The organism is Bariatricus sp. SGI.161, from assembly GCF_050313695.1.
Taxonomy (GTDB): Bacteria; Bacillota; Clostridia; order Lachnospirales; family Lachnospiraceae; genus JAFBIX01.
The window spans coordinates 112,618-134,413 of sequence record NZ_JBNPLX010000006.1; the positions used below are offsets into that span (position 1 = coordinate 112,618).

Sequence of the window (21,796 nt, forward strand, 5' to 3'; positions counted from 1 at the left end):
GTCCTATCTACCTCTTCTAGTATTTTTCCCATCCTGCTGCAATCTTCTCTCGCAGTTCATTCAGTGTGCGGATTCCTCCTAATGCGTCAAATGCCGTCACACAGGAAGCACCCTCAGCCGCTGCAAGCGAAACAGCCTCCTTAGGTGAACTTCCTTCCAGCACAGCGGTAAGAAATGCTGCTATACTGGTATCACCTGCGCCTGTTCCGGACAGGACACGTTCCGGAACAAAGCTCTTCTCGAATCCTTCTTTGTCAGCCCATTGTTCCAGATCCAGTTCCACCCGCGTTCCAACTTGCTGCAGAACATCCTTCTCAGCTGTGCGGTAATACATTCCAGTCGCTCCACACTTAATCAATAATATTTTCGCTCCGTAAGACATACAAAGATCAGCCAATGGTTTTACGTCGTTTTCTATATCCAGCACAGAAGTGATCTCTTTTCCTTTTGCTCTTTCTCTCCATTGTGCAAACAGCTTTCGATCAAGCATAAAACACAATTCCTCCACACTTGGGACGAAGAAATCCACATAAGGAATCACTTTCTTAAGAATCTTATTCCAATCTTCTCTTCCCGCCTCTGAATTCTCATCAACCACCGCCAGATCCAGTGAGGTGGCAACGCCTGCCTCCTTAACCTTCTTCATCATCCTGACCAGACCGCTTCCCTCATTTCTGTACATAGAAGCCATGACCGATGGATATCCATAGTGGAATAATGCAGCTTTCTCTAAGTCCTTCTCTGGAATATCTTCCGGCTGGAATGTATGATTCGCGCCAGGATTGTGCAGGAACATCCGGTCAATCCCCGGAATTGCCAGGACAATCGAACTCGACGTTGCCTCTCCTTGTGCAACGATCATCCCCTGATCCGCATCATATTTCTTCAATATGCTTAGAACCATCTCTCCAAATGGATCATCTCCCACCTTACCCATCAGAGACACATCAGCCCCCAGAATCTTCATGGCAAGTCCAGTGTTTGCTACTGCTCCACCTGTATGTACATCCACATTCTTCGTCTCTATTGATTTTCCCGGAAGCAGAAAATCTGCAATATTCTCAACCTTTTGCTCTGGGAATAACGGTGTAATATCCAGACAAATATGTCCGGCTACAATTACTTTCTTTGTCATCATCTTTCAACCTACTTTCTGTCACGAACTATTTTCATAAAAGATGTATTTATCATACCATTAATTCTTATTTCTTTCAATTCGGGAATACTCCTTCCATACAAGAATAAAAACTCCACAATATAGCAAATTCATGTTTTTCTGTACATCAACAACGGCATTGTAGTACAATAAATGACAGATGATATCGATTGACAGGGAGGAAGATATATATATGAACCAAGAAGCGACAGATAATAAAAAAATTGCAGTCATCGGCATCGGCGGTGTCGGTGGATATATGGCCGGTATGCTTGGAAAACATTATCCGCATGTTACATTCGCAGCAAGAGGACAGCGTCTGGAATCCTTACAGACGAACGGCCTGACACTCCACAGCGACTATCATGGAGAGATAACCGTAATGCCAGAAAAAGTAACGACCATTGAAGATCTTGACGAACAGGATTATATCTTTGTATGTGTAAAAAATTACTCTCTGGAAGATGTATGCCGCAGTATGGAGCATGCAGTAACCGATCATACAGTGATCATTCCCGTTATGAATGGCGTAGATCCCGGTGACCGAATCCGAAGTATTCTCCACAAAGGCATTGTTGTAGATTCCCTTATCTATATCGTAGCCTTTGCAAACGCTGATTACTCCATCACACAGCAAGGGGATTTCGCCAACCTGTATATCGGCATTCCTCATGCAGATGCTACACAGCAGCAGGCAGTACAGGCAGTATCTGACCTTTTATCCGGCGCCAATATTGATCACAAAGTTGCTCCTGATATTGAACAGGCTATCTGGAGAAAATATATCTTAAACTGCGCATACAATGTCACAACCGCCTATTATAACAACACCATCGGCCAGCTTCGGAACGATCCTGTAAAAGCAAAAGAATATGAAGATCTGGTAAATGAAGCTTATCAAGTTGCATTAGCCAAGCACGTCCATGTAACACAAGCTCATATTGATTCTATCATCCGAAGATTCTACCACGAGCTTGCGGAAGATGCCACCAGTTCCCTGCAGCGGGATATCTGTAATGGCAAGATGTCCGAATTAGAGACATTCAGTGGATATATTGTACGAGAAGCAGAAAAACTTAATGTTCCAGTTCCAACAACCCAAAGAATGTATCAGGGATTGATTGACATGGCCAGACAATAATTCTATAATGATGGCGGAGATAGTATTTGGCAACAAAACTATACTCTGTCTGATTTACCAATTTTTCACAATTCCATATCATGGCAATTTAAAGAGCTTATATTTGAAAGAAATAAGACTCCGGAAATACCACAGGATATAATCATTCAGCATTTTCAGGGTCGTACTATACCCTGAAGGTGCTTTTTTTGTGATACAAAGGCGAACTCAGCAAGAGGCTATCTTCGAATTCATACAAGAAAGAGGAGAATGTAACATGAAAGTAACAAAAACAGTGGAAGAAACCAGAAAACTGGTCAAAGCATGGAAGCAGGAAGGGAAAAGCATCGGACTGGTGCCGACCATGGGATTCCTTCATGAGGGACATGCAAGTCTGATCAGACGATGCCGTGAAGAAAATGATATCGTTGTAGTCTCAGACTTTGTCAATCCGACACAGTTCGGACCAAACGAAGACTTAGAGGCCTATCCGCGTGATTTCAAGCGAGACAGCGAGTTGTGCGAAAGTCTGGGTGCCGACTTAATCTTCAATCCAGAACCGGAAGAGATGTACCATGACCCACATGCGTTCGTAAGTATTGACCTGCTCTCCGAGACACTCTGCGGAAAGACCCGGCCGATTCATTTCAAAGGCGTCTGCACCGTCGTGTCAAAGCTGTTCCATATCGTAACACCGGACAAAGCTTATTTTGGGCAAAAGGATGCACAGCAGCTTGCCATCATCAGGAAAATGGTCCAGGATCTGAATTTTGACATCCAGATCGTCGGATGCCCGATCGTCCGCGAAGAAGACGGCCTTGCAAAATCCTCCAGAAATACTTATCTGAACACTGAAGAAAGAAAAGCCGCACTTTGCCTGTCAAAAGCCCTCCGCCGCGGAATGGACGTGATCCATCCACAGGCAGATGCCAGCGAAGTCCTTGGTGAGATGCGTGCCATCATAGAAGCAGAACCTCTGGCAAGAATCGACTACGTCTCCATGGTAGATGCACTGACAATGCAGCCGGTTGAAAAGGTTGAAAAAGACGTACTGGTAGCTATGGCAGTTTACATTGGAAAGACCCGTCTGATCGATAATTTCAGCTACGAGGTATAAGCTATGGAAAATATCGTGAATAAAATAGGCAAATTAAGTTCCCTGCTGACGAAATATATTGGAGTCATCATTACCTTTTTCTCCGTACTTGCATTTTTCTGGCAGGACGGATTCGCATGGACAACTAGATATACCTCTGTATTTCTCGGCGTTGCCATGTTCGGCATGGGGCTGACCATCCATATGGGTGATTTTCAGGTCGTGTTCTCTCGCCCCAAAGAAGTCATCATCGGATGCGTGGCACAATATACGGTTATGCCTCTTGTGGCATGGATTCTGGCAGTCGTATTCCACTTGCCGCAGGATCTGGCCATCGGAGTCATTCTTGTCGGATGCTGTCCGGGAGGCACCGCAAGTAATGTAATCACTTATATTGCCGGCGGAGATGTGGCGCTTTCCGTAGGTATGACCATCGTATCCACTCTGGCCGCACCGCTGATGACACCGCTTCTGGTATACAGCCTTGCCGGCGCCTGGGTCGAAGTCTCCTTCTGGGCGATGGTTCTCTCCGTTGTAAAAGTAATCCTGATTCCGGTGCTTCTGGGAATCTTGCTGCGCAGTTTGTTCGGAAAGCAGATTCAGAAGATCTCCGACATACTGCCGCTAATATCGGTCGTATCCATTGTAATGATCATCTCCGGTATCGTAGCAAACAACGCAGAAAAGATTGTAAGCTGTGGAGTTCTCGTATTGGGTGTCGTTATGCTCCACAACCTCTTCGGTATGGGGATCGGTCTTCTGGCCGCCAAGCTGTTGAAAGTAGAGTATTCCCGCACCACCGCAATCGCCATCGAAGTCGGCATGCAGAACAGCGGACTTGCTGTGTCTCTGGCAACCGCCAACTTTGCAGCCAATCCACTGGCAACACTGCCCGGCGCGATCTTCAGTGTGTGGCATAATATCTCCGGTTCTATATTTGCAGGAATAAGAAGACGGGGTATGAATACAGAGCAATAAAATAAATCGGCGGAAGCATAACCTTATCTGTGCTATGCTTCCGCCATTATTTCTAATATTCCCCCAGGACAGCTTATTTCTTATACTTGTTGTAAATATTGGTACTTTCGCATCTAAAACCGAAGGATCTCCATGACTCTTCCTTTCTCTTCCTTCGAATAGATATCCACATTTGCAATTACATTTTCCATATCTTTATGCGATAAACGAAACTTCAGATTCTCTCCGAATAATTTCTCTGAAACATCTAACCTTGCGAATTCATCAGCACTGCAATATTATGTGTATGTCTATCCTCGTTTAGAATAAGAGCATCCAGTGTAAATAGTTTATTCATATACTTTCCAAATTCTTTCAGCCCTGTAATTCTTTCTATCTGCTCAACCAGGAAAATCAGCCGGTCTTCATAATCCGTAATCCGATATATTGCTTTATATAGACTTTCTCCAAAATAATTGTAAAAAAGTCGCTCCAGCGTAATAATCTGCCTTATACCAGGTTCCTCTGTTCTTCCATTTTAATTGATTTCCTTTGGAGGACTGTCTGTCATTCGTTTTCATGTCCTGCTCAAATAATTCAACCATTTTTTACCTCTCAATTCGAATCCAGAAATGGTCTTCTGCCATCCTTCCTTCCGTCTTTTCTATGATCATCAATGGGTCATAAAACGGCAGATCCAGATCCTGTAATATTAGCTTCATCTTATCTCTACTTCTTGGGAAACATCTGGATTCTATAAAATCCATATACATATCATAATCCGGATCCTCTATCTTCCCAAATGCACGAAACATAATATGCTTTGCATAATTTTTAATTCGAATTCTCTGTCTTGACTCATCAACATCAATAATTGTACATACTGTCTGATCATGCATGTACCAGAGCCTAAGAGGATATGCTTTTGAAGGAACTTCTATCTTCTGAATATACCCCGGATTATCTTTCAGATATTGTAACAAAAGCACGATCGGTCCTTTTACAGGACGGCTTGATGTCTCCCATCTTTCAACGGTGGGTTTGGAACAGCCAATCAAATTAGCAAATTCTTTTTGTGTAAGTCCCAGACTGTTTCTTACATTTTTAATCTCTTCACCAGCAACCGCATCTGGAGTAATATAATTCTTTTCATTCATATATCCCGTCTTTCTGCGAAAGACACCAATGCGTCATGAAACTGGTGCACTGACCTTTCGCTATCTAATCTGTTTTCCTTCTGATATTATCTTCTTATAAGACTGACACACTACAGAACACGTGGAGGTGAGTGGCGGGGCTGTATAGCGGCGACCTCGTATTCATATATGTTGTCGGTCATCCGTTAAGGCATCAATGAGTGGCGCATAACAGTAGCCCGTAAACTTATCTCTTCCGAAGTCGACTCGATCTCGCCGGATGACCAGTCACTGTCAGTTTTATAACTATAAATTCAGGAGGTAGTTACTTGTCTTTTAAAATTTTGAAATTCAATTGCTGTGGACTTGATGTCCACAAAACATGGATCTATGCCTGTATCGGTATTACTGATTCCAATAATCGTACAGAGTACAAGCAAGCTCGCTTTTCTTCCTTCACAAAAGGATTGAATGCGTTGTGTGACTGGCTTGCAAAATACAACTGTAAAGATGTATGCATGGAATCTACCGGAAAGTATTGGATCCCTGTGTTCAATATCTTAGAGCAACACAAAATCTGGGTTACTCTGTCTCATCCCAAATACACAAAACCGATGAAAGGAAACAAAACCGACCGTAAAGATGCGAAATGGATTTGCGATCTATACATGTGTGGTATGGTTAAACCTTCCTTTATTCCACCTGCTGACATCAGAGAACTTAGGGATCTTGTAAGATACCGTTTCAAACTCACCTGCATGATTACCGGTGAAAAGAATCGTGCTCAGAATTGTCTTACAGTATCCAATCTAAAACTTGATGATGTTTTTTCTGATGTATTTGGTAAATCTTCTCGTTCTATTACAGAACAGATTTTGCAACACCCTGGTGAAAAATTTGATGTAGCACCTTTCGTTCATGGTCGCTGCAAAACTCCCATTGAAGAAATACAGGCGGCCATTGATGGGGCTATCTCTAAAGAACAAGCTGTGAAACTTAGACAATGCCTTGATCATATCGATGAATTACAAAAGCACATTTCAGAAGTAGAACAGGAAATCCTTCGTCTCAGTGATAAATATGAGGCTGCTTTAAACTTAATAAGGACTGTTCCCGGATTCGATAAGAATCCAATGACTGCTATTCAAGTGCTTTCAGAGATTGGCGGTGATATGTCTGTCTTCCCCACAGCTAAACACCTCGTCTCCTGGGCCGGATGTTGTCCTCGAAATGATAAAAGCGACCGCAAAATCAAATCCACTCGGATTTCCCGTGCTGGTTCCTATTTTAAACCAGTTCTAGTACAAGTTGCAAATGCTTTAATCAAATCGAAGAAACTTCCCGAATTTACTACTCGCTATAAACGTATCAAAGCACGCCGTGGTCACAAGAAAGCCATCATTGCTATCTGTCGTATGATCCTGACCGCTATCTGGCACATACTTACAGATCTGAAGCCATATACACCAGAAGGCTTTCTTGAATCACGTCCTGTGAACAAAGAAAAAGTTCTTACCACTTCTCAGGCACTTAATCTGCTAAGGCAACGAGGTTATCTCATCAAGGATGATCCTTTACCTGCTTCCTGATTAGGTGTTGCGTTAATATTCAATTTTCAGCCACCATATGATGGCTTATTTGTGATGTTCAAATTTATACTCTATCTGCTACCTCTTTGTTTCAAACTTATTGCATCCCTCCTTTTTCTATTAAACCATTAATTTAATTGTTTATAAATATATTTTACCATCATATTAATGGTTTTATTCTTTTAGAACGTAATTTATTACAAACAAAAAGCGATATCCAGCATATCATTATACCTGAATATCGCTTTTTGTTCTCTCAGAATGTCTACTTTTTATTCTTGGAAGTTATACTGTCAAGACTTTTTACTACCATCCCCGTCAATGCAAACAGTGCAATAGCATTTGGCAGTACCATCAACTGGTTAAACATATCCGAAAGTTCCCATACCAGATCATTAGATGCTACCGTTCCCAGGAAAATGAACACCAGCGCGATCAGCATAAATGGCTTCGTTGCTTTTGTGCCAAAGAGATAATTAACATTAATCTTGGCAAACAGATTCCATCCAAGAATCGTTGAGAAAGCGAAGAAGAACAAACATACTGCTACAAATGCTGCACCTATTTTTTCTCTGTATACGACTCCGAACGCTGTCTGTGCTAAGTTAGCCTTATTGAGAGAATCTACCACGGAACCTGTATATCCTCCTGCCAAAGGACCGTCTGCCGTATACAATGTGGAGATGATTACCAGTGCATTCAGTGTCAATACAACAAATGTATCAATAAATACACCCGCCATAGCAACCGTCCCCTGTTCATGCGGTGTCTTTACCTGAGCAAGTGCATGTGCATGAGGCGTAGAACCCATACCGGCTTCATTGGAAAAAAGTCCTCTCTTTGCTCCCTGACTCACCGCTACCTTCAGAGCTGCTCCAACTCCGCCGCCAATAATTGCCTGCGGTGCAAAAGCATACTTGAAAATCATGGCAAATGTCGCTGGTACATATTTAATACGAACGATCAACACCCCAAGTGCACCCAGCAGAAAGACAGCCGCCATAATCGGAACCAGTTTTTCTGTGACGGATGCCAGACGATCCACACCGCCCATGAAGATAAACGCACAGATGATGACCAATACAACTCCCACGATCCATGACGGAATACCGAATGCCGTTTCAATAGTAGAACCAATGGAATTCGACTGTACCATACAGCCGAAAAAGCCAAGCGCAAGAATAATGGCAATTGCAAAAAATCCTGCCAGAAACTTTCCAAGTCCACCTTTAAAAGCAGTAGTTATGTAGTATACCGGACCTCCCTGGATATTTCCATCTGCATCTGTAATCCTTGTCTTCTGGGCAAGCGTTGCTTCTGCGTAGATCGTCGCCATTCCAAGAAAAGCGATTATCCACATCCAGAAGATTGCTCCCGGTCCACCTGTAAGGATAGCCCCTGCAGATCCTACAATATTGCCCGTTCCTACCTGAGCTGCAATCGCTGTCGCCACGGCTTGAAATGAGCTCATTCCTCCACCATGTTTTCCACCCTTGAATGACAAATCACCAAAGATTTTTTTCAGTCCTGCCCCAAGATACCGAACCTGAACAAACTTTGTTTTGATAGAATACCATAATCCTACAGCTACAAGAAGAAATACCAGAATGTAATCTGAAAGATAGGCATTAATTGTTTGTACAACGGATAACATAATATTCCCCCTTCTATAGATTTATTATAGATTCAATCTATCACTCTTATAGATAAGGTTCAATAAATGCGACATTTGCTTAGCAAAATCTGAACATAATCCGCATAATTCTACAATGGCTATTTATTTGAAGAATTCCATGATGAGTTGAACAGAATCATTATTTGCCCGTCCTATATGTATATTTAACGCTCCCTCTATTACACTTGTAGCCCCGTGGAACAGCCACCTATGATTACTTTACAGATTTTCTCTCCACAGCATAAACAAGTTCAATATAACTTATTTATATCATATTACTTAAACAAGTTTTCATATTTTATAGCTTCTCCTCTAATATCCTCACAAATTCACTTAGTCCTTCTCGATCCGTTTCATCGAATCTTGCCAGAATCGGGCTGTCAATGTCCAACACTCCGATTATATGCCCGTTCTTATGTATCGGAAGGACAATCTCGGAATTCGAAGCACTGTCACAGGCAATATGTCCGGGAAACTGGTGCACGTCCCTCACCAGCATAATCTCATCTCTTGCCACCGCTGTGCCGCACACACCGCTTCCAATCTTGATCTCCATACAGGCAACCTTCCCCTGAAATGGCCCTAGAATCAGCTTGCCATCTTCCATAAGATAAAATCCCGACCAGTTAATATTTTCCAGGCTTTGCGCCAGAAGAGCAGATGCATTGGCAAGCTGAGTAATCTGATAAGGTGTTGCACTGAGCAGGTTCTGGAGCTGCTGGTTTATACGTGTGTATTGTAATTGTTTCTTCATCTATGCTTCCTCCAATCTGTCTTTTAGACAAGAAAAGCAGCCATGAGATTCTCACAACTGCTTTTTTGCAAATCATAATCTGTTAGATATTCAGCAAATCACTGTATACCTTCAATGCTCCGTCTGTTTCATGAGCAAGTACACGCTTAGCTAATACTTTTCCAAGCTGAACACCTTCCTGGTCAAAGCTGTTCAGATTCCATACGAATCCCTGGAACATGACTTTATTCTCAAAGTGTGAAAGCAACGCACCCAATGATTTTGGATTCAGCTGTTCTCCAATAATAATGCTTGACGGACGTCCACCTTCGAACTTCTTATTACGGTTCTCATCATCTTTTCCACATGCAAATGCTACAATCTGTGCAGCTACATTTGCACACAATTTCTGCTGGCTTGTACTATCCTGAATTACAACATCAGTACCCATCTGATTGCTCTTAAATCCAACGAACTGGAGTGGCACAATATCCGTTCCCTGATGAAGGAGCTGATAGAAAGAGTGCTGTCCGTTTGTTCCCGGTTCTCCAAAGATAACTGGACCTGTCGAATAAGCTACTGGTTCTCCAAAACGGTTCACAGATTTACCATTGGACTCCATATCCAGCTGCTGTAAATGTGCCGGGAAGCGGCTGAGTGCCTGAGAATATGGAAGGACTGCCGTATTCTGATATCCAAGTACATTGCGCTCATACACACCGATCAATGCATCCAACATAGCCGGATTTTCCAGCAATTCTTTATTCTTGGCAAGTTCATCTTCCTTGGCTGCACCATCCAGGAACTGAGCAAATACTTCTGGTCCGAATGCCAGGGACAATACAGCTCCGCCAACTGCAGATGTTGAAGAATAACGGCCGCCAATATAATCATCCATAAAGAATGCAGCAAGATAATCATCACTCTTTGCAAGCGGAGAAGTCTCACTTGTAACCGCGATCATATGCTTAGATGCATCCAGTCCGGCTTTTGCAAGCGCATCTTTTACAAAGGACTCATTGGTCAATGTCTCAAGTGTTGTACCTGATTTGGACACAAGTACGAAGATAGAATGAGCGATGTCAATATTACTTAGAACACCTGCTGCATCATCTGGGTCAACATTACTGATAAACTGAGCTTTCATCTTCAATGTATCATTTACCTTCGCCCAATTCTCAAGAGCCAGATACATTGCACGAGGGCCAAGATCACTTCCGCCGATTCCGATCTGTACAACCGTTGTAAATTTCTCTCCGGCTGCATTTGTAATCTCTCCGACATGTACTTTATTCGCAAATTCCGCAATCTTTGTCTGCTGTTCTACATAAAAATCTCGTTTATTCACGCCGTCAGCTACAACATCCTCTCCCAGCTGTCCACGGGTCAGCTGATGAAGTACCAGACGCTTCTCTCCAGTATTGATCACCTCACCATTGTAAAGTGCCTCATATTTTTCTGTAAGCTGAGCCTCCTCTGCCAATTTCGCAAGTACTTCCAATACAGCATCATCCACCTGCTTCGCACCATAGTTAAAAGCAAGGCCTTCTGCCATTGGTACGCTGTATTTCTTCACACGCTCTGCACCATTTTCTCCCGCCATAACTTCAGCAAGATTCACACGCTTCGCATCCAAAAGCTCCTGAAAAGAAGCCAGTTTATCTAAGTTATTCCAAGTAATCATTGCAGTTTCCTCCTCATTGCTAATACATTCTATTAAAAATTATACTATTAAACCAAGGCTAATTCAATACATTCATTTTATGCAGATTAAAAAAGAAGCCTGGAGATTTTTTCTCCAGACTCCTCAGCACACTTTCATCTTTCTATTTTTTATAATGTTACACCAAAGTCGGTCTGCAGTGCCTGACCAGTGATAGCACGGGATTCATCACTCGCAAGGAATAACAGAATGTTCGCCACATCATTTCTAGACAGAACTCATTGTCGATAAAAATTTGTTGTATATATACCGCATATGCGGTATAATTAATTGTGAGGTGAACAAATTATGTTGAAATCTTTTTTGGAAAATAATCATATATCCATGTATAAGCTTGCGGGAAGTAGCCGTGTTCCTTACAGCACCTTAAATGATCTGGCGAATCACAAGCTACCTGTTGAAAAATTAAAAAGCGGACAGTTATATGCATTATCCGAGGCACTGGGTATATCAATGAATGAACTATATAAGATGTGTCTTTATACCTGTAAAGTTCAATCTGAAAAATATGACACCACTGCTATTATCTGCATTAAGCATAAGACGTACTGTTTATCTTTTGTTAAAGACGGAAAAACTTATGAAGAAGAAATAATGCCGGTAAAGCATGAAGCTACGCAGGTTATTGAGGAACTGGCAAAATGGAAATTAGAAGAGCTGCTGGCAAAGCTCGCAATGGAGGATGCCTATGAGACCATATATTCTAAAACGACAAGATAATGCCATTGCCGTGATTAATCTTACCGAAGATGGTTCTATACAAGATTACAAATTATTTGAGAATAAAGCTTCTCTTGCTCCATTACATAATCCAGACAGCACCGACTGGCTTAAGAAGTGGTGGGCAAGACGTGCCGTCCCCATTTTCCAGGGACATATCAGGCAAATGCTTGTAGACAAGGACCTTCTGGGGCCGGAAGACTACCTCGCAAAAAATCTTGGGCTCTCACTTACCGACTATTACTGGATATCTCCTGTTGACTCCGGTCTTCGGTGGAAAGATGTAAACTTATTTGAAAATAATTTTCACAATGATATCAACATAGAAAATGACGAACCTGACGCTCCCGATGGCATTCCACACTATACACCAAACAGTTCTCTCCAGGGAACTCTTGAAAAATGCTGGACTATCCGAAATGGCAAGCGTGGAATGATTAAAGGAAATCGAGATGCATTATCTCAGGAATGCTTCAATGAAATTATCGCCACAAAGCTTCACGAACTACAGGGATTTTCAAATCACACTACTTACAGATTGTTAGAGATACATGGAAAACCATATCAATACGGTTGTTTCTCTGAACTATTTACATCTACAAAGGCAGAACTGATCTCCGCCTATGATATTGTGACATCAAAAAAGAAAAAAACAGATACCAACACATATGAACATTTCATATCCGTCTGCAATGAACATGGTCTGTCAGAAAATGAATTAAGGCCATTTCTTGAATATCAGATTATGACCGATTTTATCCTTTCCGGACGTGACAGACATTTATCTAATATAGCAGTATTGAGAGATGCCGACACATTAAAATTTATACAACCTGCCCCGATTTATGATAGTGGAAAGTCAATGTTTGTAAATGATTCTGTCCCTGACAACGACAAAGATATGCTTAAAATAGCAACTGAGAGCTTTTCTGGCACAGAGCTGGGACTACTTTCACTTGTGAAAGACCGCAGTCTGGTCGACATAACAAAGGTGCCCGATCCTGCATTTATCAAAGATCTTTACTCCCTTGACACAAACATGACTGAAAGCAGGATAAATGCAATCATCCTTGGCTATGAGCGCAAACTCGATTTATTTGCACGCTGGCAAAAAGGTGAAGATTTGAAAGCGATTACTTTCGGATTTCATACCAGGAGAAATACATCTTCACTGGGTGATATTTTTGTATAAACTTTATCTACATCCTGAAGATTGCGCATTAAGCGCAATCTTTTTTCATTCGAACAACTTCACCAAATCTGATACCTCTTCATACTTTTCACTTTTTGCGATATTAATATTCAACTTTCGCACTATCTGATGGGATCGTTTTAATCCTAACAATGAAGTAGATGATCAAAATAATATAAATCATTTTTTCAGATTCACAGATAACCTCCTGATATGTAAAACAACCAATACGATGCACAGGACTGCAGTGATACTGTGCATGATTGCCCAGACTTTCCCGTCTGTAAAATGAATTGCAAAGCCGCTGAGGGCTAAAACAATAAAGTCTACCGCAAGTAATATATCAATGATGTACATCTTTTTTCGATTCAATAGAAATGTTCCTCCTTTAATAAACGTTGTTTTTCCTTCCATTCTCCACAGAATACACTGCATCAGCAATGCGCAGCAGTTTCTTGTAAATCTTTTCCCGCAGCGTTTTCTTGACCGCCTTCGAGGAAAGTTATTAGTTTAGACTAACCAAGCCTCATAAAAACGGGTTAGTTTCATCTAACCCGTTTTTACATTATAGTTATCTTTCACTAACTTGTCAAGAGATGTTTTCTAAAAGTTCTTTCCATTTTCTTATAGAAATCTGTTCATCAATTATCATAGGAGGCTGATGCTTCTTTCATTCTCTCATACAATACAACTCCAATTCCTTTTTCAGATATTCGTACCTTAACCGCTTCTCCTCTTTTGCAAAATGAACTTCGCGGAATTGTTCTGGATTGCCGTCATACACCAGTACTTCCTCACCAAACTGTTCACTCGTCAGATCAAAACGACAGTCCCCAACCACATTATAACAATGATAATTTCCACCAGGCCGCAAGACGCCATACACTTTACCGCCAAATATGTCCTGTGCCAAAAATGCTGTAATCGAGCACTGTCCCAGCGTCTTATTTTCCGGTGTCCATTTCTGCCGCATTCTTGGTGCGCAGGTCTTAGCACACCAGATTTCTGACAGTGCATCATATAAATCAGCCGGTGTACGAATCCCCTTATATTGGTCTGTTACAGCCATAACATCTGCCTGTTCCCAGCCCCAAAACTTATATTCCATATGATATCCGCCCTTTTATCCTTCAAATAATGGTGTTGAATAATATCTCTCCGCGGTGTCCGGAAGTACCGTTACTACGGTCTTTCCTTTTCCAAGTTTCCGTGCAAGCTTCATTGCTGCTGCCACATTTGTTCCACTGGAGATGCCGCAGAGAAGGCCTTCTTTTCTTGCCAGTTCTCTTGCCGTCTGAACTGCTTCTTCATCTGTCACGATCACGATCTCATCATAAATCTTCTGGTCTAAGATACCTGGGATCACTCCATCTCCAATTCCCATCTGAATATGTGAACCAACTTCCTTTCCAGAGAGGATTGCTGCATTCTCCGGCTCAAGAGCCCAGATCTCTATATCAGGATTGGCCTTCCTGAGGGCCGCACCAATTCCACTGATCGTTCCTCCTGTTCCGATTCCCGAACAGAAACCATCAATCTTCTTTCCGACCTGTTCCACGATCTCGGCACCTGTCTTTTCATAATGCACCTGATAATTGGCCATGTTTTCAAATTGCTGCGGCACAAATACTCTTGGATCTTCCGCTTTCATATCCATCGCCATCTGAATACAGTCATTGATACATTTTCCTATATCACCTTCATCATGTACCACTCGGATATCTGCCCCATACTGCTTCACCAGCTTACGCCTCTCTTCACTGACAGAATCCGGCATAATGATAACTGTCTTGTAGCCTCTTACTGCTCCGACCAACGCCAGGCCAATCCCCTGGTTTCCACTTGTTGGTTCTACAATAATGGTATCTTCTTTGATAATTCCCTTTTCTTCCGCATCCATAATCATATTCAATGCCGTTCTTGTCTTGATGGAACCGCCTACATTGACCGCTTCAAATTTGACAAGAATCTCCGCGCAGTCTTCATCCACCATTCGGTTCAGGCGGATCATCGGAGTATGCCCCACCGCTTCTAATACGTTATTATATATCATTTCTTCTTCTCCTTTTTCCAATCACTGTGTAATCATTATAACATATGAAGCTCCTGTCCCCAAAACAATTATTTCTTTTTCTCTTTAGTTCTTACATACTAATGACACAATTCCCACCACAAGCAATATCGGAAATGCTAAATATATGAATCCGCCAACTACCAATCCTATCAAAACCAGCGGCAATAACACAACAGTGACAATGAACTTTGATATTCCCCAGGCTGCTTTAATCCCAAAGATAAATAATTTTCCAAATACCCAGATCATGCATATCGCAAATAATAGTGATAACATCTTTCCACCTCATTTCATCCGCCTTATCCTTGCTGTTTTTCCATGTTTTCAGTATAATCATTTTAGGATAAGAAGTACACACCAGAAGCGAGGACTTAACCTTGTGTATTTCACAATTTTAGAGAAATAAGAGGAAATGATTCATGGGAAAACAATCGACAAGAGAGAATAAAAATATATATCAGTTATGCCGGGAAGCCCAAGGACTGACTCGTGAAAAGGCCAGTGAGAATATGGTCGGTGTATCCGCTTCCAGAATTGAAAAAATTGAATACGAGCTGCAGGAACCGACACCATACGATATCATTCAGATGGCCGACTGTTATAAACGGCCAGACCTTTGCAATTATTACTGTTCCCACAAATGCGCCATTGGCAGCCGCTACGTTCCAGAGATTGAAATATCAGAATTATCCACGATCATCCTGGAGACCATTGCCAGCCTGAATGAAATCAACCCATTAACCAGCCGTCTGATCCAGATTGCCCGGGATGGCAAGATTACTGATGATGAAATCAAGGATTTTGCATTTATCAGTAAGAAATTAGACGAAGTGTCCCTTGCCATTGATTCCCTGAATCTGTGGGTGGACAAGACCGCCAGCGAAAATAACATCAATATTGATCTCCTGAATGCGGAGAAGGAAAAATTGAATTCTTAATAAAATGAACTCATTATGCAATTTTCGATGTCTATTATTTTCAACGATTCAATCTCGGCACCACTGCTTCCATATGCACACGCACCTGTTCTGCAGGCCAATCTTCATTTGCCATATGTTCTACGCAAAAATCAATCAACTCTTCATCTGTCAGGCAAGCAACTCGCTGTTGCTATATCTTTGACTAACGCATATATTCATTCGTTCATTTACCGTAAGAATACCCTTGATCTTCTTTATGGCCGGTGACACAGGCGGAATGAACATAGCATTAGCAATTGACCTGCTTTCAATCTTACCGAGATTTGTAATACTATAACCCGTCGGGCTTTCAAACCCAAAGAAAGCCGTTACAATAATTGTTCTTTTTTCACAGTAGTTTATCTCCACCTTGTTCATTTTGTAAAACTCATCAGCTTGGTGTCTGTGCGTCTGACTCTTTGTTCTTATGGCCGCAGATACAAAATGATGCTCAATTCAAGAATATGTGTATTAAACCTCCAATCAAAAAACAAATCGCTGCTGTAACAACAGCACTGATAATAACCTTTAAGATATTTTGGTATGGACGTTTTCCTGCTTCAACCATCTTATGAATTTCATCTAATTTTTTACCTTCACAAAATGCAACAATTTCCTTATATGTCTGTATATCATTTTCTTTCTTGATTTTTTCAACTTTTGATGCCCAAAACATCGTAATCGCGAACAATACCCCGAAAGGTATAACCGCATATTGTTCTAACCAAATAAATAGCGGTGCCGCTGAGATCATCAAAATCAAAAGATGAATAGTGAAAATGTTTCCGTAATAATTAAACTTCTTAACTTCCTGCTCGTCAATCATTTCTTTCATTGTCTCTATATCTCCTTTAATCAGTTGGTCGAGAGATACATTGAACAATGAACTGAGAAGCAGCAGGCTGTGAATATCGGGGTAGCTCTTTCCAAGATCCCATCCTACTATTTCATAAGATTTCAAGATTGCATCTTTCAAGAATGCCGGCATTGCATCATACATTGGCCAACAAACACTGAAGATTTCTACAAGTCCATCAACATGCTCCAGAACGTGGATGGAATCCGGAAATTTAAATGGGTTCAGATTAATTAATTCAGCCACCTTAGGGTTTGTTGAATAAACTCTTACGTCGTCCCAGTTTCCAAAAACATCTTTATATTCGCCTTTAGCAGGCTCAACTACCAAGAAAGGTATTCTGTCCTGATGCATCTCGCTAAGCATCTGATATACCGTATTACTCTTACCGGAACCGGTCGATCCGGTAATAAACGTATGCATATTCAAACTCTTATTATCAAGTTCAACCACTTTATTTGTAATCTGTCCCAGATCAAACACCTTACCAAGTGTCATACGATCTTCAGGACGCAATGATGTTTTCTGTGGGAACAACTGATAAGTTGTTACTTCTTTTCCAAATTCAGCATGTTCAATAACCGGAAGTCCCGGAACAGAAGCTCTAGGAAGCCCTAAATGCAGTCCAAGTTCTTTTCCACTCACCGCAGTTGCTGCAGATACAGTTGCATCATTATAATATACAAATTGTGGATGTGCATATCTTGAGAGATATGTTGTAAGGGTATTGAAGTCTTCTAACAAATATACACCATTGTTGATTCTCCAAGAATTCACAGCAGATACTTCATGACCTGTATTTTCACCATTCATAAGTGAGCGATAGTTACTTGCTGCAATCTCAGCTGTTGACATATCGTCAGATACGAAATAGCCTGCAACATTCCACATTCCATAACTGTCATACTCATTTGTTTTCTTCAATAACTGATCTAATAAAGTCATCATATCTATAACAGCTTTATTCTCGTATGATGAGGATGTCGTTGTTGAACTTCCCGTAGTAATTTGTTCATTCGGTGCCAATGAATTGATCAATCCATTAAACTGCCCACCTATTTGTCCACCGATCATACCCCCTACCGGTCCACCAACAACTGAACCGCCTATTACTCCGGCCATAGATAATGCAGCACTTACGCCCATTGCAGCTTTCTTTTTTGTATCTACTTCAAATAAAGACTTCGCCCTTGAGGTGGATGTAGAAGTATTGTCTGAAATCTGAACCTTCTGATACGGAGAAAGCTTACTATATAAGTCTTGATAAAATGCCCTTAATCCCTGAATATTTTGAGGCATTTGATTATCTGCAATAATCAATCCTGTGAATGCTCGACCACTCATTGCCAAAGACAGTTTTTCAAGTCCCTGAACGAACTGCTCATTGGTCATATTCTTATCTGATTTAATATTTCCAACAACACTCACAGAGGCTACGTTTTTTGCGCAGGAAATTTTCTTAGACAGTTCCGCGATTTTCTTTCTGTCCTCGTTTTCAATCTTAACACCCGGAAAATGACCAATTAATGTCTGTTTTAATGTATCGCCTAATGTTACAGTTGATCTTTTTTTTGCTGATTCATCAGGCTCATTATTACGAACACCTAAATAGTAATTTGCAGTCTTTCCATCGGAATCAATAAGAATAAATACAGATGCGTTATATGTTGCCAACGTATTAAATACGGTTGTGAACTTATCCGTTACTGATTCTCCTTTCTGGTAAACCATTTCTTTCACATGATACAGTCTAATATTGCTAATCAAATCATCCTCTAAAGGCTGAAGATTCTTGATCGGTGCTATCTGCATTTCTGATAATCGAGCAAGGTATTTTTTTCTAATACCATCATCAATTACACTTAATCTGGTAGACAATGGCATGTCTTTCAGCTCTATTTCATTTATAGGCATACTAATTATTCCAGTCTCCATAACTAATCCCTCTCTATCGTCTGCAACTGTTCTCTAAATTGAGATAACCAGTCATTATCTTCCTGAAGTTTTCTTTCCTCATCAGATAATTGAGCCGATACTATTTCCTTATCTTTTGTCTTCTCGTCAATCAACTGCGATAAATGCTGGTGATAGGACTCAGCCACAAGCTCATAATACTTTGACAGATTCTGACTACACTGATCAATGTGTTGATCTAATACAGGCCTAATAATATCCTGAACCGTACCTCTCCACTGCTCTAAATAACAAGTAGCAACCATAACTGGTTCACTCGTATCATTCGGTTTTTTAAAGAGACCAAAGAAATCATTTCTTGCTTCTTCATATGTTGTTAATTCCAGTAATTTCGCATTGATTTCAGGAATGGTAATTGTCTGAAGTTCCGGAAGAATAATATTAGTTGGAGAATATTCCTTATCTATTCCCGGAGTTACATATACTTCAGAAAATTCTCTGTCAATCTTTTCTGCTGTTTCTTTATACGTTGTTGCAACCGATGAAAGGAAACGGTCGATTCCATTCTGAACTAAGTAGATATAATCATGAGCGGCTGCTTCAATTTCACTATCTCCTGTGATTTTTGTTTTTCTGTTTTTCCACTTTGAAATCTGTTCAATAAGTATCTGCGTAATTTCCATAAAGGAATATGGAACTTCAAAATTATCTCGCTGCACAAAGTGTTCATCGGCTTCTTTGAGAGAATTCAAAGCAGATTCCAATGCATCGATTTCTTTATGGATTTCAGCGTTAGTAATTTCACTCTCTTTGTTTTCAATTACTAAAACATCTGATATTTTTTCAATTTCATCTCTAAATATTTGAATAGCACTTCTGATAAATTCCGTAATAGGGTAGTTTCTAATAAACATCATTACTGAATCATCTTTATAGTTATTAATCACCTGCGGTTTTTCTACTCCCAAATCACAGATAACTCTTGTAACCTGAGCCCAATCCATCATCGGACTAATCATAAAGAATAGTTGTTCTTTTCTAACATCCTTCCTCTTCAGAATAATGTCTAAATCTCTGCGAAATTCCGGTTTGGTTTCTTCATCGATATAAAATACAATTGGCGTACTTGTTAAATCTGTATTTTTAAGTTCTATTGCATTTTCGACTCTCTCAAAAGACATTAGTGATCCCGTATCTGATGGAACAGAACCTCTAATCATTACATATGGATATGATCCTTCAAAAATTTCTGATGTTTTTTGCCAAAAATCTTCAAAATTAAACTTGCGGTTCGTCGTATTTTCTAACCAGGAAACTAATGCATCAACTTCTTTACTCTTAGTATCAGCATCTTCAATCTCTTTCTTATGAGATATCCTAACATCTTCTTCACTAATCCCTCTTGCCGTAAAGGATCTCTTGACCTCTTCATAGTCTGGCTTAGTACCAATAAAATATAAGTTGAAATCATAGCCATTCATCTCGTTGTAAAAGATTTCTGGCACAAGATGAACCCAATCTTTTAAAGGTAACTTTTCATATTTTTCAATCTGACTATTAATTTTGGGATCCTGTCCATTAAACTTTACCGCTGTACTAAGTAAATACGGATTATGATTTAGTTCTGCGCTAATCATCGAAATCCCTCCCCATACTCTTTATTTTATAATGTGAATAAAACCTCTCACATATTCTTATTACTCAATATATAGAGAAAACCGACTGCCAATCATGACTGCCGGCTTATCTAAAAGACAACTTTATTATATCACCACAGTCCTACACTGTATAGAAATAAAGAATATTTGGATGGTGTAAACTTACTGTCAGTTGGGAAAGATTAGAGAGACTCCAAGATATAATAGAATTCGCTTTATTTTTCCCAAGTGTATAACAATCCTGTTTCTTCGTCAACTATCTAATGTAAGGGTCGTTTATTAAACTTTACTTCTGTTTTTATTTTATCTGCCCTTAACTCTACCTCAAGGATAAGACACGTGCTCCGCATCCTTGACATAGAGTCAAGTTGCAGATTTTCGATTGAACAAGCAGGTAAGGTTATTTTTGTGCCTTGCACATTTTTTTAATTGAAGTACTTTGAGGCTGGTTCTGATGCTTGCTGTCTTTTTTGCTCTCAATCCAGGAATTGTTACCTGAAGTCGATCAATATAGGATCTGGCCTGATCATAATGGTCTGTCATAATCTCCCGCATAGACACTTTTTCCACTGCTATGTTATCTGTCCCGGTGCGTTTCATCGCTCTCTGCTCGCGACTATATCGGATGAGATCTATGATTTTTCCCGTCCATAGTTTTGCTCATAACATCTGAGTCTGCTCATTCGATCCGCTCCGGTCTGACTCCATCCCATCGGTCTGGAACTCAGATGATCAGAAAGGACACTGCTTACGTGCCCTTCCGCACTACATCCCGTCAGCAGTTTATTATGATAACTTCAGATGACTGCATTCCAGTTTCCTAATGCATAACTTTGCAGTCCATAGATTGGTTTTGGATTGTTTGCACAGATAAGATCGATGAACCTCTTTCCAGGCAAAGAAAAAGTGATGACCACATGATCACCACATAAAATCGCCGGATCTCACCATTTACACGATGAAATCCGGCAATTTTATGCCATATTTTATTTATGACATAAATTTTTATGGTTTGCTAAGGTTTTGCCAGCTTTGCTCTTAGCTGATTTGCTGGACGAATTACTAGCCAATGTTTTCCCAGCTGCGCCAACTTTACCACCATGATGGACTGTCTTAGCCATATGTTTTTCCTCCCTTCGCAAGTTCTCCTTGCTAAAGGATCATTTCTTTGATATTATGAATTTGTGAAATTAATAAGTCAAAGAACAATCTTTGGCAAGGGATTATCCGGTTATACC

Annotated in this window: 24 protein-coding genes and 1 pseudogene; 7 read left to right on the top strand and 18 right to left on the bottom strand. The window is 40.6% G+C overall.

Translation table 11 applies throughout. The features are described from left to right. Window positions 1-16: 16 nt before the first annotated feature. Window positions 17-1,135, bottom strand: a complete 1,119-nt coding sequence (locus ACQRBH_RS05310) for a carbohydrate kinase family protein (protein WP_427744238.1) — start codon at window positions 1,133-1,135, stop codon at window positions 17-19. Window positions 1,136-1,349: 214 nt separating this feature from the next. Here ACQRBH_RS05310 and ACQRBH_RS05315 point away from each other — a divergent pair, with 214 nt between their 5' ends. The 3 genes from ACQRBH_RS05315 (at window position 1,350) to ACQRBH_RS05325 (ending at window position 4,350) form a co-directional block, all read left to right on the top strand. Beyond that, on the top strand, window positions 1,350-2,297 hold the full coding sequence (locus ACQRBH_RS05315; protein WP_427761107.1) for a ketopantoate reductase family protein: 948 nt from the start codon (window positions 1,350-1,352) through the stop codon (window positions 2,295-2,297). Between the two features lie 256 nt (window positions 2,298-2,553). Beyond that, window positions 2,554-3,393 carry a pantoate--beta-alanine ligase gene (panC, locus tag ACQRBH_RS05320; RefSeq protein WP_427761108.1) on the top strand — a complete coding sequence of 280 codons (840 nt, stop codon included), beginning with the start codon at window positions 2,554-2,556 and terminating at the stop codon, window positions 3,391-3,393. Between the two features lie 3 nt (window positions 3,394-3,396). Beyond that, window positions 3,397-4,350, top strand: a complete 954-nt coding sequence (locus ACQRBH_RS05325) for a bile acid:sodium symporter family protein (protein ID WP_427761109.1) — start codon at window positions 3,397-3,399, stop codon at window positions 4,348-4,350. A 431-nt stretch (window positions 4,351-4,781) separates the two neighbouring features. Here the strand turns inward: ACQRBH_RS05325 and ACQRBH_RS05330 are convergent, their stop codons facing one another. Next, complete coding sequence (locus ACQRBH_RS05330) at window positions 4,782-4,934, bottom strand: hypothetical protein (protein WP_427744212.1); 153 nt, start codon at window positions 4,932-4,934, stop codon at window positions 4,782-4,784. A 3-nt stretch (window positions 4,935-4,937) separates the two neighbouring features. Then, window positions 4,938-5,486 (bottom strand): helix-turn-helix domain-containing protein, encoded by a 549-nt coding sequence (locus ACQRBH_RS05335; RefSeq protein ID WP_427744209.1) that lies wholly within the window; start codon window positions 5,484-5,486, stop codon window positions 4,938-4,940. A 308-nt stretch (window positions 5,487-5,794) separates the two neighbouring features. Here ACQRBH_RS05335 and ACQRBH_RS05340 point away from each other — a divergent pair, with 308 nt between their 5' ends. Continuing rightward, complete coding sequence (locus ACQRBH_RS05340; RefSeq protein WP_427761110.1) at window positions 5,795-7,054, top strand: IS110 family transposase; 1,260 nt, start codon at window positions 5,795-5,797, stop codon at window positions 7,052-7,054. Window positions 7,055-7,319: 265 nt separating this feature from the next. Here ACQRBH_RS05340 and ACQRBH_RS05345 read toward each other — a convergent pair whose 3' ends face one another. From ACQRBH_RS05345 to ACQRBH_RS05360, 4 genes are all read right to left on the bottom strand, one after another. Then, a complete protein-coding gene (locus ACQRBH_RS05345) occupies window positions 7,320-8,708 on the bottom strand; it encodes an alanine/glycine:cation symporter family protein (protein WP_427761111.1) in 1,389 nt (462 codons plus the stop codon). Between the two features lie 319 nt (window positions 8,709-9,027). Further along, on the bottom strand, window positions 9,028-9,483 hold the full coding sequence (locus tag ACQRBH_RS05350; protein WP_427761112.1) for a GAF domain-containing protein: 456 nt from the start codon (window positions 9,481-9,483) through the stop codon (window positions 9,028-9,030). Between the two features lie 82 nt (window positions 9,484-9,565). Further along, window positions 9,566-11,146, bottom strand: a complete 1,581-nt coding sequence (locus ACQRBH_RS05355; RefSeq protein ID WP_427761113.1) for a glucose-6-phosphate isomerase — start codon at window positions 11,144-11,146, stop codon at window positions 9,566-9,568. 149 nt (window positions 11,147-11,295) lie between these two features. After that, window positions 11,296-11,385, bottom strand: coding sequence for a hypothetical protein (locus tag ACQRBH_RS05360; RefSeq protein ID WP_427761114.1), 90 nt, complete (start codon window positions 11,383-11,385; stop codon window positions 11,296-11,298). An 88-nt stretch (window positions 11,386-11,473) separates the two neighbouring features. Between ACQRBH_RS05360 and ACQRBH_RS05365 the strand changes: the two genes are divergently transcribed. Beyond that, complete coding sequence (locus ACQRBH_RS05365) at window positions 11,474-11,905, top strand: hypothetical protein (RefSeq protein WP_427744790.1); 432 nt, start codon at window positions 11,474-11,476, stop codon at window positions 11,903-11,905. Further along, the gene (locus tag ACQRBH_RS05370; protein WP_427761115.1) at window positions 11,874-13,097 is read left to right on the top strand and encodes a hypothetical protein; all 1,224 of its coding nucleotides are present in this window, start codon (window positions 11,874-11,876) and stop codon (window positions 13,095-13,097) included. Before ACQRBH_RS05365 ends, ACQRBH_RS05370 begins: the two co-directional genes overlap by 32 nt. A 180-nt stretch (window positions 13,098-13,277) precedes the next feature. Here ACQRBH_RS05370 and ACQRBH_RS05375 read toward each other — a convergent pair whose 3' ends face one another. The 4 genes from ACQRBH_RS05375 to ACQRBH_RS05390 all read right to left on the bottom strand — a co-directional run bounded on the left by ACQRBH_RS05375 (window position 13,278) and on the right by ACQRBH_RS05390 (window position 15,447). Beyond that, window positions 13,278-13,469, bottom strand: a complete 192-nt coding sequence (locus tag ACQRBH_RS05375) for a DUF4405 domain-containing protein (protein ID WP_427744792.1) — start codon at window positions 13,467-13,469, stop codon at window positions 13,278-13,280. 298 nt (window positions 13,470-13,767) lie between these two features. After that, the gene (locus ACQRBH_RS05380; protein ID WP_427761116.1) at window positions 13,768-14,205 is read right to left on the bottom strand and encodes a YunG family protein; all 438 of its coding nucleotides are present in this window, start codon (window positions 14,203-14,205) and stop codon (window positions 13,768-13,770) included. Between the two features lie 15 nt (window positions 14,206-14,220). Continuing rightward, window positions 14,221-15,150, bottom strand: a complete 930-nt coding sequence (gene cysK, locus ACQRBH_RS05385; RefSeq protein ID WP_427744794.1) for a cysteine synthase A — start codon at window positions 15,148-15,150, stop codon at window positions 14,221-14,223. An 84-nt stretch (window positions 15,151-15,234) separates the two neighbouring features. Beyond that, the gene (locus ACQRBH_RS05390) at window positions 15,235-15,447 is read right to left on the bottom strand and encodes a hypothetical protein (protein ID WP_347375277.1); all 213 of its coding nucleotides are present in this window, start codon (window positions 15,445-15,447) and stop codon (window positions 15,235-15,237) included. Window positions 15,448-15,590: 143 nt separating this feature from the next. Between ACQRBH_RS05390 and ACQRBH_RS05395 the strand changes: the two genes are divergently transcribed. Beyond that, window positions 15,591-16,109 (top strand): helix-turn-helix domain-containing protein, encoded by a 519-nt coding sequence (locus tag ACQRBH_RS05395; RefSeq protein ID WP_235233672.1) that lies wholly within the window; start codon window positions 15,591-15,593, stop codon window positions 16,107-16,109. Between the two features lie 40 nt (window positions 16,110-16,149). Here the strand turns inward: ACQRBH_RS05395 and ACQRBH_RS05400 are convergent, their stop codons facing one another. The 7 genes and pseudogenes from ACQRBH_RS05400 to ACQRBH_RS05430 form a co-directional block, all read right to left on the bottom strand. Next, complete coding sequence (locus ACQRBH_RS05400) at window positions 16,150-16,224, bottom strand: hypothetical protein (protein ID WP_427761132.1); 75 nt, start codon at window positions 16,222-16,224, stop codon at window positions 16,150-16,152. Between the two features lie 35 nt (window positions 16,225-16,259). Further along, complete coding sequence (locus ACQRBH_RS05405) at window positions 16,260-16,508, bottom strand: hypothetical protein (protein ID WP_427761117.1); 249 nt, start codon at window positions 16,506-16,508, stop codon at window positions 16,260-16,262. 73 nt (window positions 16,509-16,581) lie between these two features. Then, the gene (locus tag ACQRBH_RS05410) at window positions 16,582-18,921 is read right to left on the bottom strand and encodes a helicase HerA domain-containing protein (RefSeq protein ID WP_427761118.1); all 2,340 of its coding nucleotides are present in this window, start codon (window positions 18,919-18,921) and stop codon (window positions 16,582-16,584) included. Window positions 18,922-18,923: 2 nt separating this feature from the next. Continuing rightward, window positions 18,924-20,537: a hypothetical protein gene (locus ACQRBH_RS05415; RefSeq protein WP_427761119.1), complete on the bottom strand. Its 1,614-nt coding sequence runs from the start codon at window positions 20,535-20,537 to the stop codon at window positions 18,924-18,926. Between the two features lie 384 nt (window positions 20,538-20,921). Continuing rightward, window positions 20,922-21,158: a hypothetical protein gene (locus tag ACQRBH_RS05420; RefSeq protein WP_427761120.1), complete on the bottom strand. Its 237-nt coding sequence runs from the start codon at window positions 21,156-21,158 to the stop codon at window positions 20,922-20,924. A gap of 62 nt (window positions 21,159-21,220) precedes the next feature. Then, window positions 21,221-21,331: pseudogene (locus ACQRBH_RS05425) on the bottom strand (hypothetical protein); the annotation flags it as partial. 213 nt (window positions 21,332-21,544) lie between these two features. Further along, complete coding sequence (locus ACQRBH_RS05430) at window positions 21,545-21,679, bottom strand: hypothetical protein (protein ID WP_427761121.1); 135 nt, start codon at window positions 21,677-21,679, stop codon at window positions 21,545-21,547. Window positions 21,680-21,796 lie beyond the last annotated feature (117 nt).

Excerpts from the sequence above, each read along its gene's own strand:
- ACQRBH_RS05430 (WP_427761121.1), bottom strand. The coding sequence starts at position 21,679 with ATGGCTAAGACAGTCCATCATGGTGGTAAAGTTGGCGCAGCTGGGAAA.
- ACQRBH_RS05405 (WP_427761117.1), bottom strand. The coding sequence starts at position 16,508 with ATGAACAAGGTGGAGATAAACTACTGTGAAAAAAGAACAATTATTGTA.
- ACQRBH_RS05345 (WP_427761111.1), bottom strand. The coding sequence starts at position 8,708 with ATGTTATCCGTTGTACAAACAATTAATGCCTATCTTTCAGATTACATT.
- ACQRBH_RS05310 (WP_427744238.1), bottom strand. The coding sequence starts at position 1,135 with ATGACAAAGAAAGTAATTGTAGCCGGACATATTTGTCTGGATATTACA.
- ACQRBH_RS05380 (WP_427761116.1), bottom strand. The coding sequence starts at position 14,205 with ATGGAATATAAGTTTTGGGGCTGGGAACAGGCAGATGTTATGGCTGTA.
- ACQRBH_RS05315 (WP_427761107.1), top strand. The coding sequence starts at position 1,350 with ATGAACCAAGAAGCGACAGATAATAAAAAAATTGCAGTCATCGGCATC.
- ACQRBH_RS05335 (WP_427744209.1), bottom strand. The coding sequence starts at position 5,486 with ATGAATGAAAAGAATTATATTACTCCAGATGCGGTTGCTGGTGAAGAG.
- ACQRBH_RS05370 (WP_427761115.1), top strand. The coding sequence starts at position 11,874 with ATGAGACCATATATTCTAAAACGACAAGATAATGCCATTGCCGTGATT.
- ACQRBH_RS05410 (WP_427761118.1), bottom strand. The coding sequence starts at position 18,921 with ATGGAGACTGGAATAATTAGTATGCCTATAAATGAAATAGAGCTGAAA.
- ACQRBH_RS05350 (WP_427761112.1), bottom strand. The coding sequence starts at position 9,483 with ATGAAGAAACAATTACAATACACACGTATAAACCAGCAGCTCCAGAAC.
- panC (WP_427761108.1), top strand. The coding sequence starts at position 2,554 with ATGAAAGTAACAAAAACAGTGGAAGAAACCAGAAAACTGGTCAAAGCA.
- ACQRBH_RS05390 (WP_347375277.1), bottom strand. The coding sequence starts at position 15,447 with ATGTTATCACTATTATTTGCGATATGCATGATCTGGGTATTTGGAAAA.
- ACQRBH_RS05395 (WP_235233672.1), top strand. The coding sequence starts at position 15,591 with ATGGGAAAACAATCGACAAGAGAGAATAAAAATATATATCAGTTATGC.
- cysK (WP_427744794.1), bottom strand. The coding sequence starts at position 15,150 with ATGATATATAATAACGTATTAGAAGCGGTGGGGCATACTCCGATGATC.
- ACQRBH_RS05355 (WP_427761113.1), bottom strand. The coding sequence starts at position 11,146 with ATGATTACTTGGAATAACTTAGATAAACTGGCTTCTTTTCAGGAGCTT.
- ACQRBH_RS05325 (WP_427761109.1), top strand. The coding sequence starts at position 3,397 with ATGGAAAATATCGTGAATAAAATAGGCAAATTAAGTTCCCTGCTGACG.
- ACQRBH_RS05420 (WP_427761120.1), bottom strand. The coding sequence starts at position 21,158 with ATGAAACGCACCGGGACAGATAACATAGCAGTGGAAAAAGTGTCTATG.
- ACQRBH_RS05365 (WP_427744790.1), top strand. The coding sequence starts at position 11,474 with ATGTTGAAATCTTTTTTGGAAAATAATCATATATCCATGTATAAGCTT.
- ACQRBH_RS05330 (WP_427744212.1), bottom strand. The coding sequence starts at position 4,934 with ATGGTTGAATTATTTGAGCAGGACATGAAAACGAATGACAGACAGTCC.
- ACQRBH_RS05415 (WP_427761119.1), bottom strand. The coding sequence starts at position 20,537 with ATGATTAGCGCAGAACTAAATCATAATCCGTATTTACTTAGTACAGCG.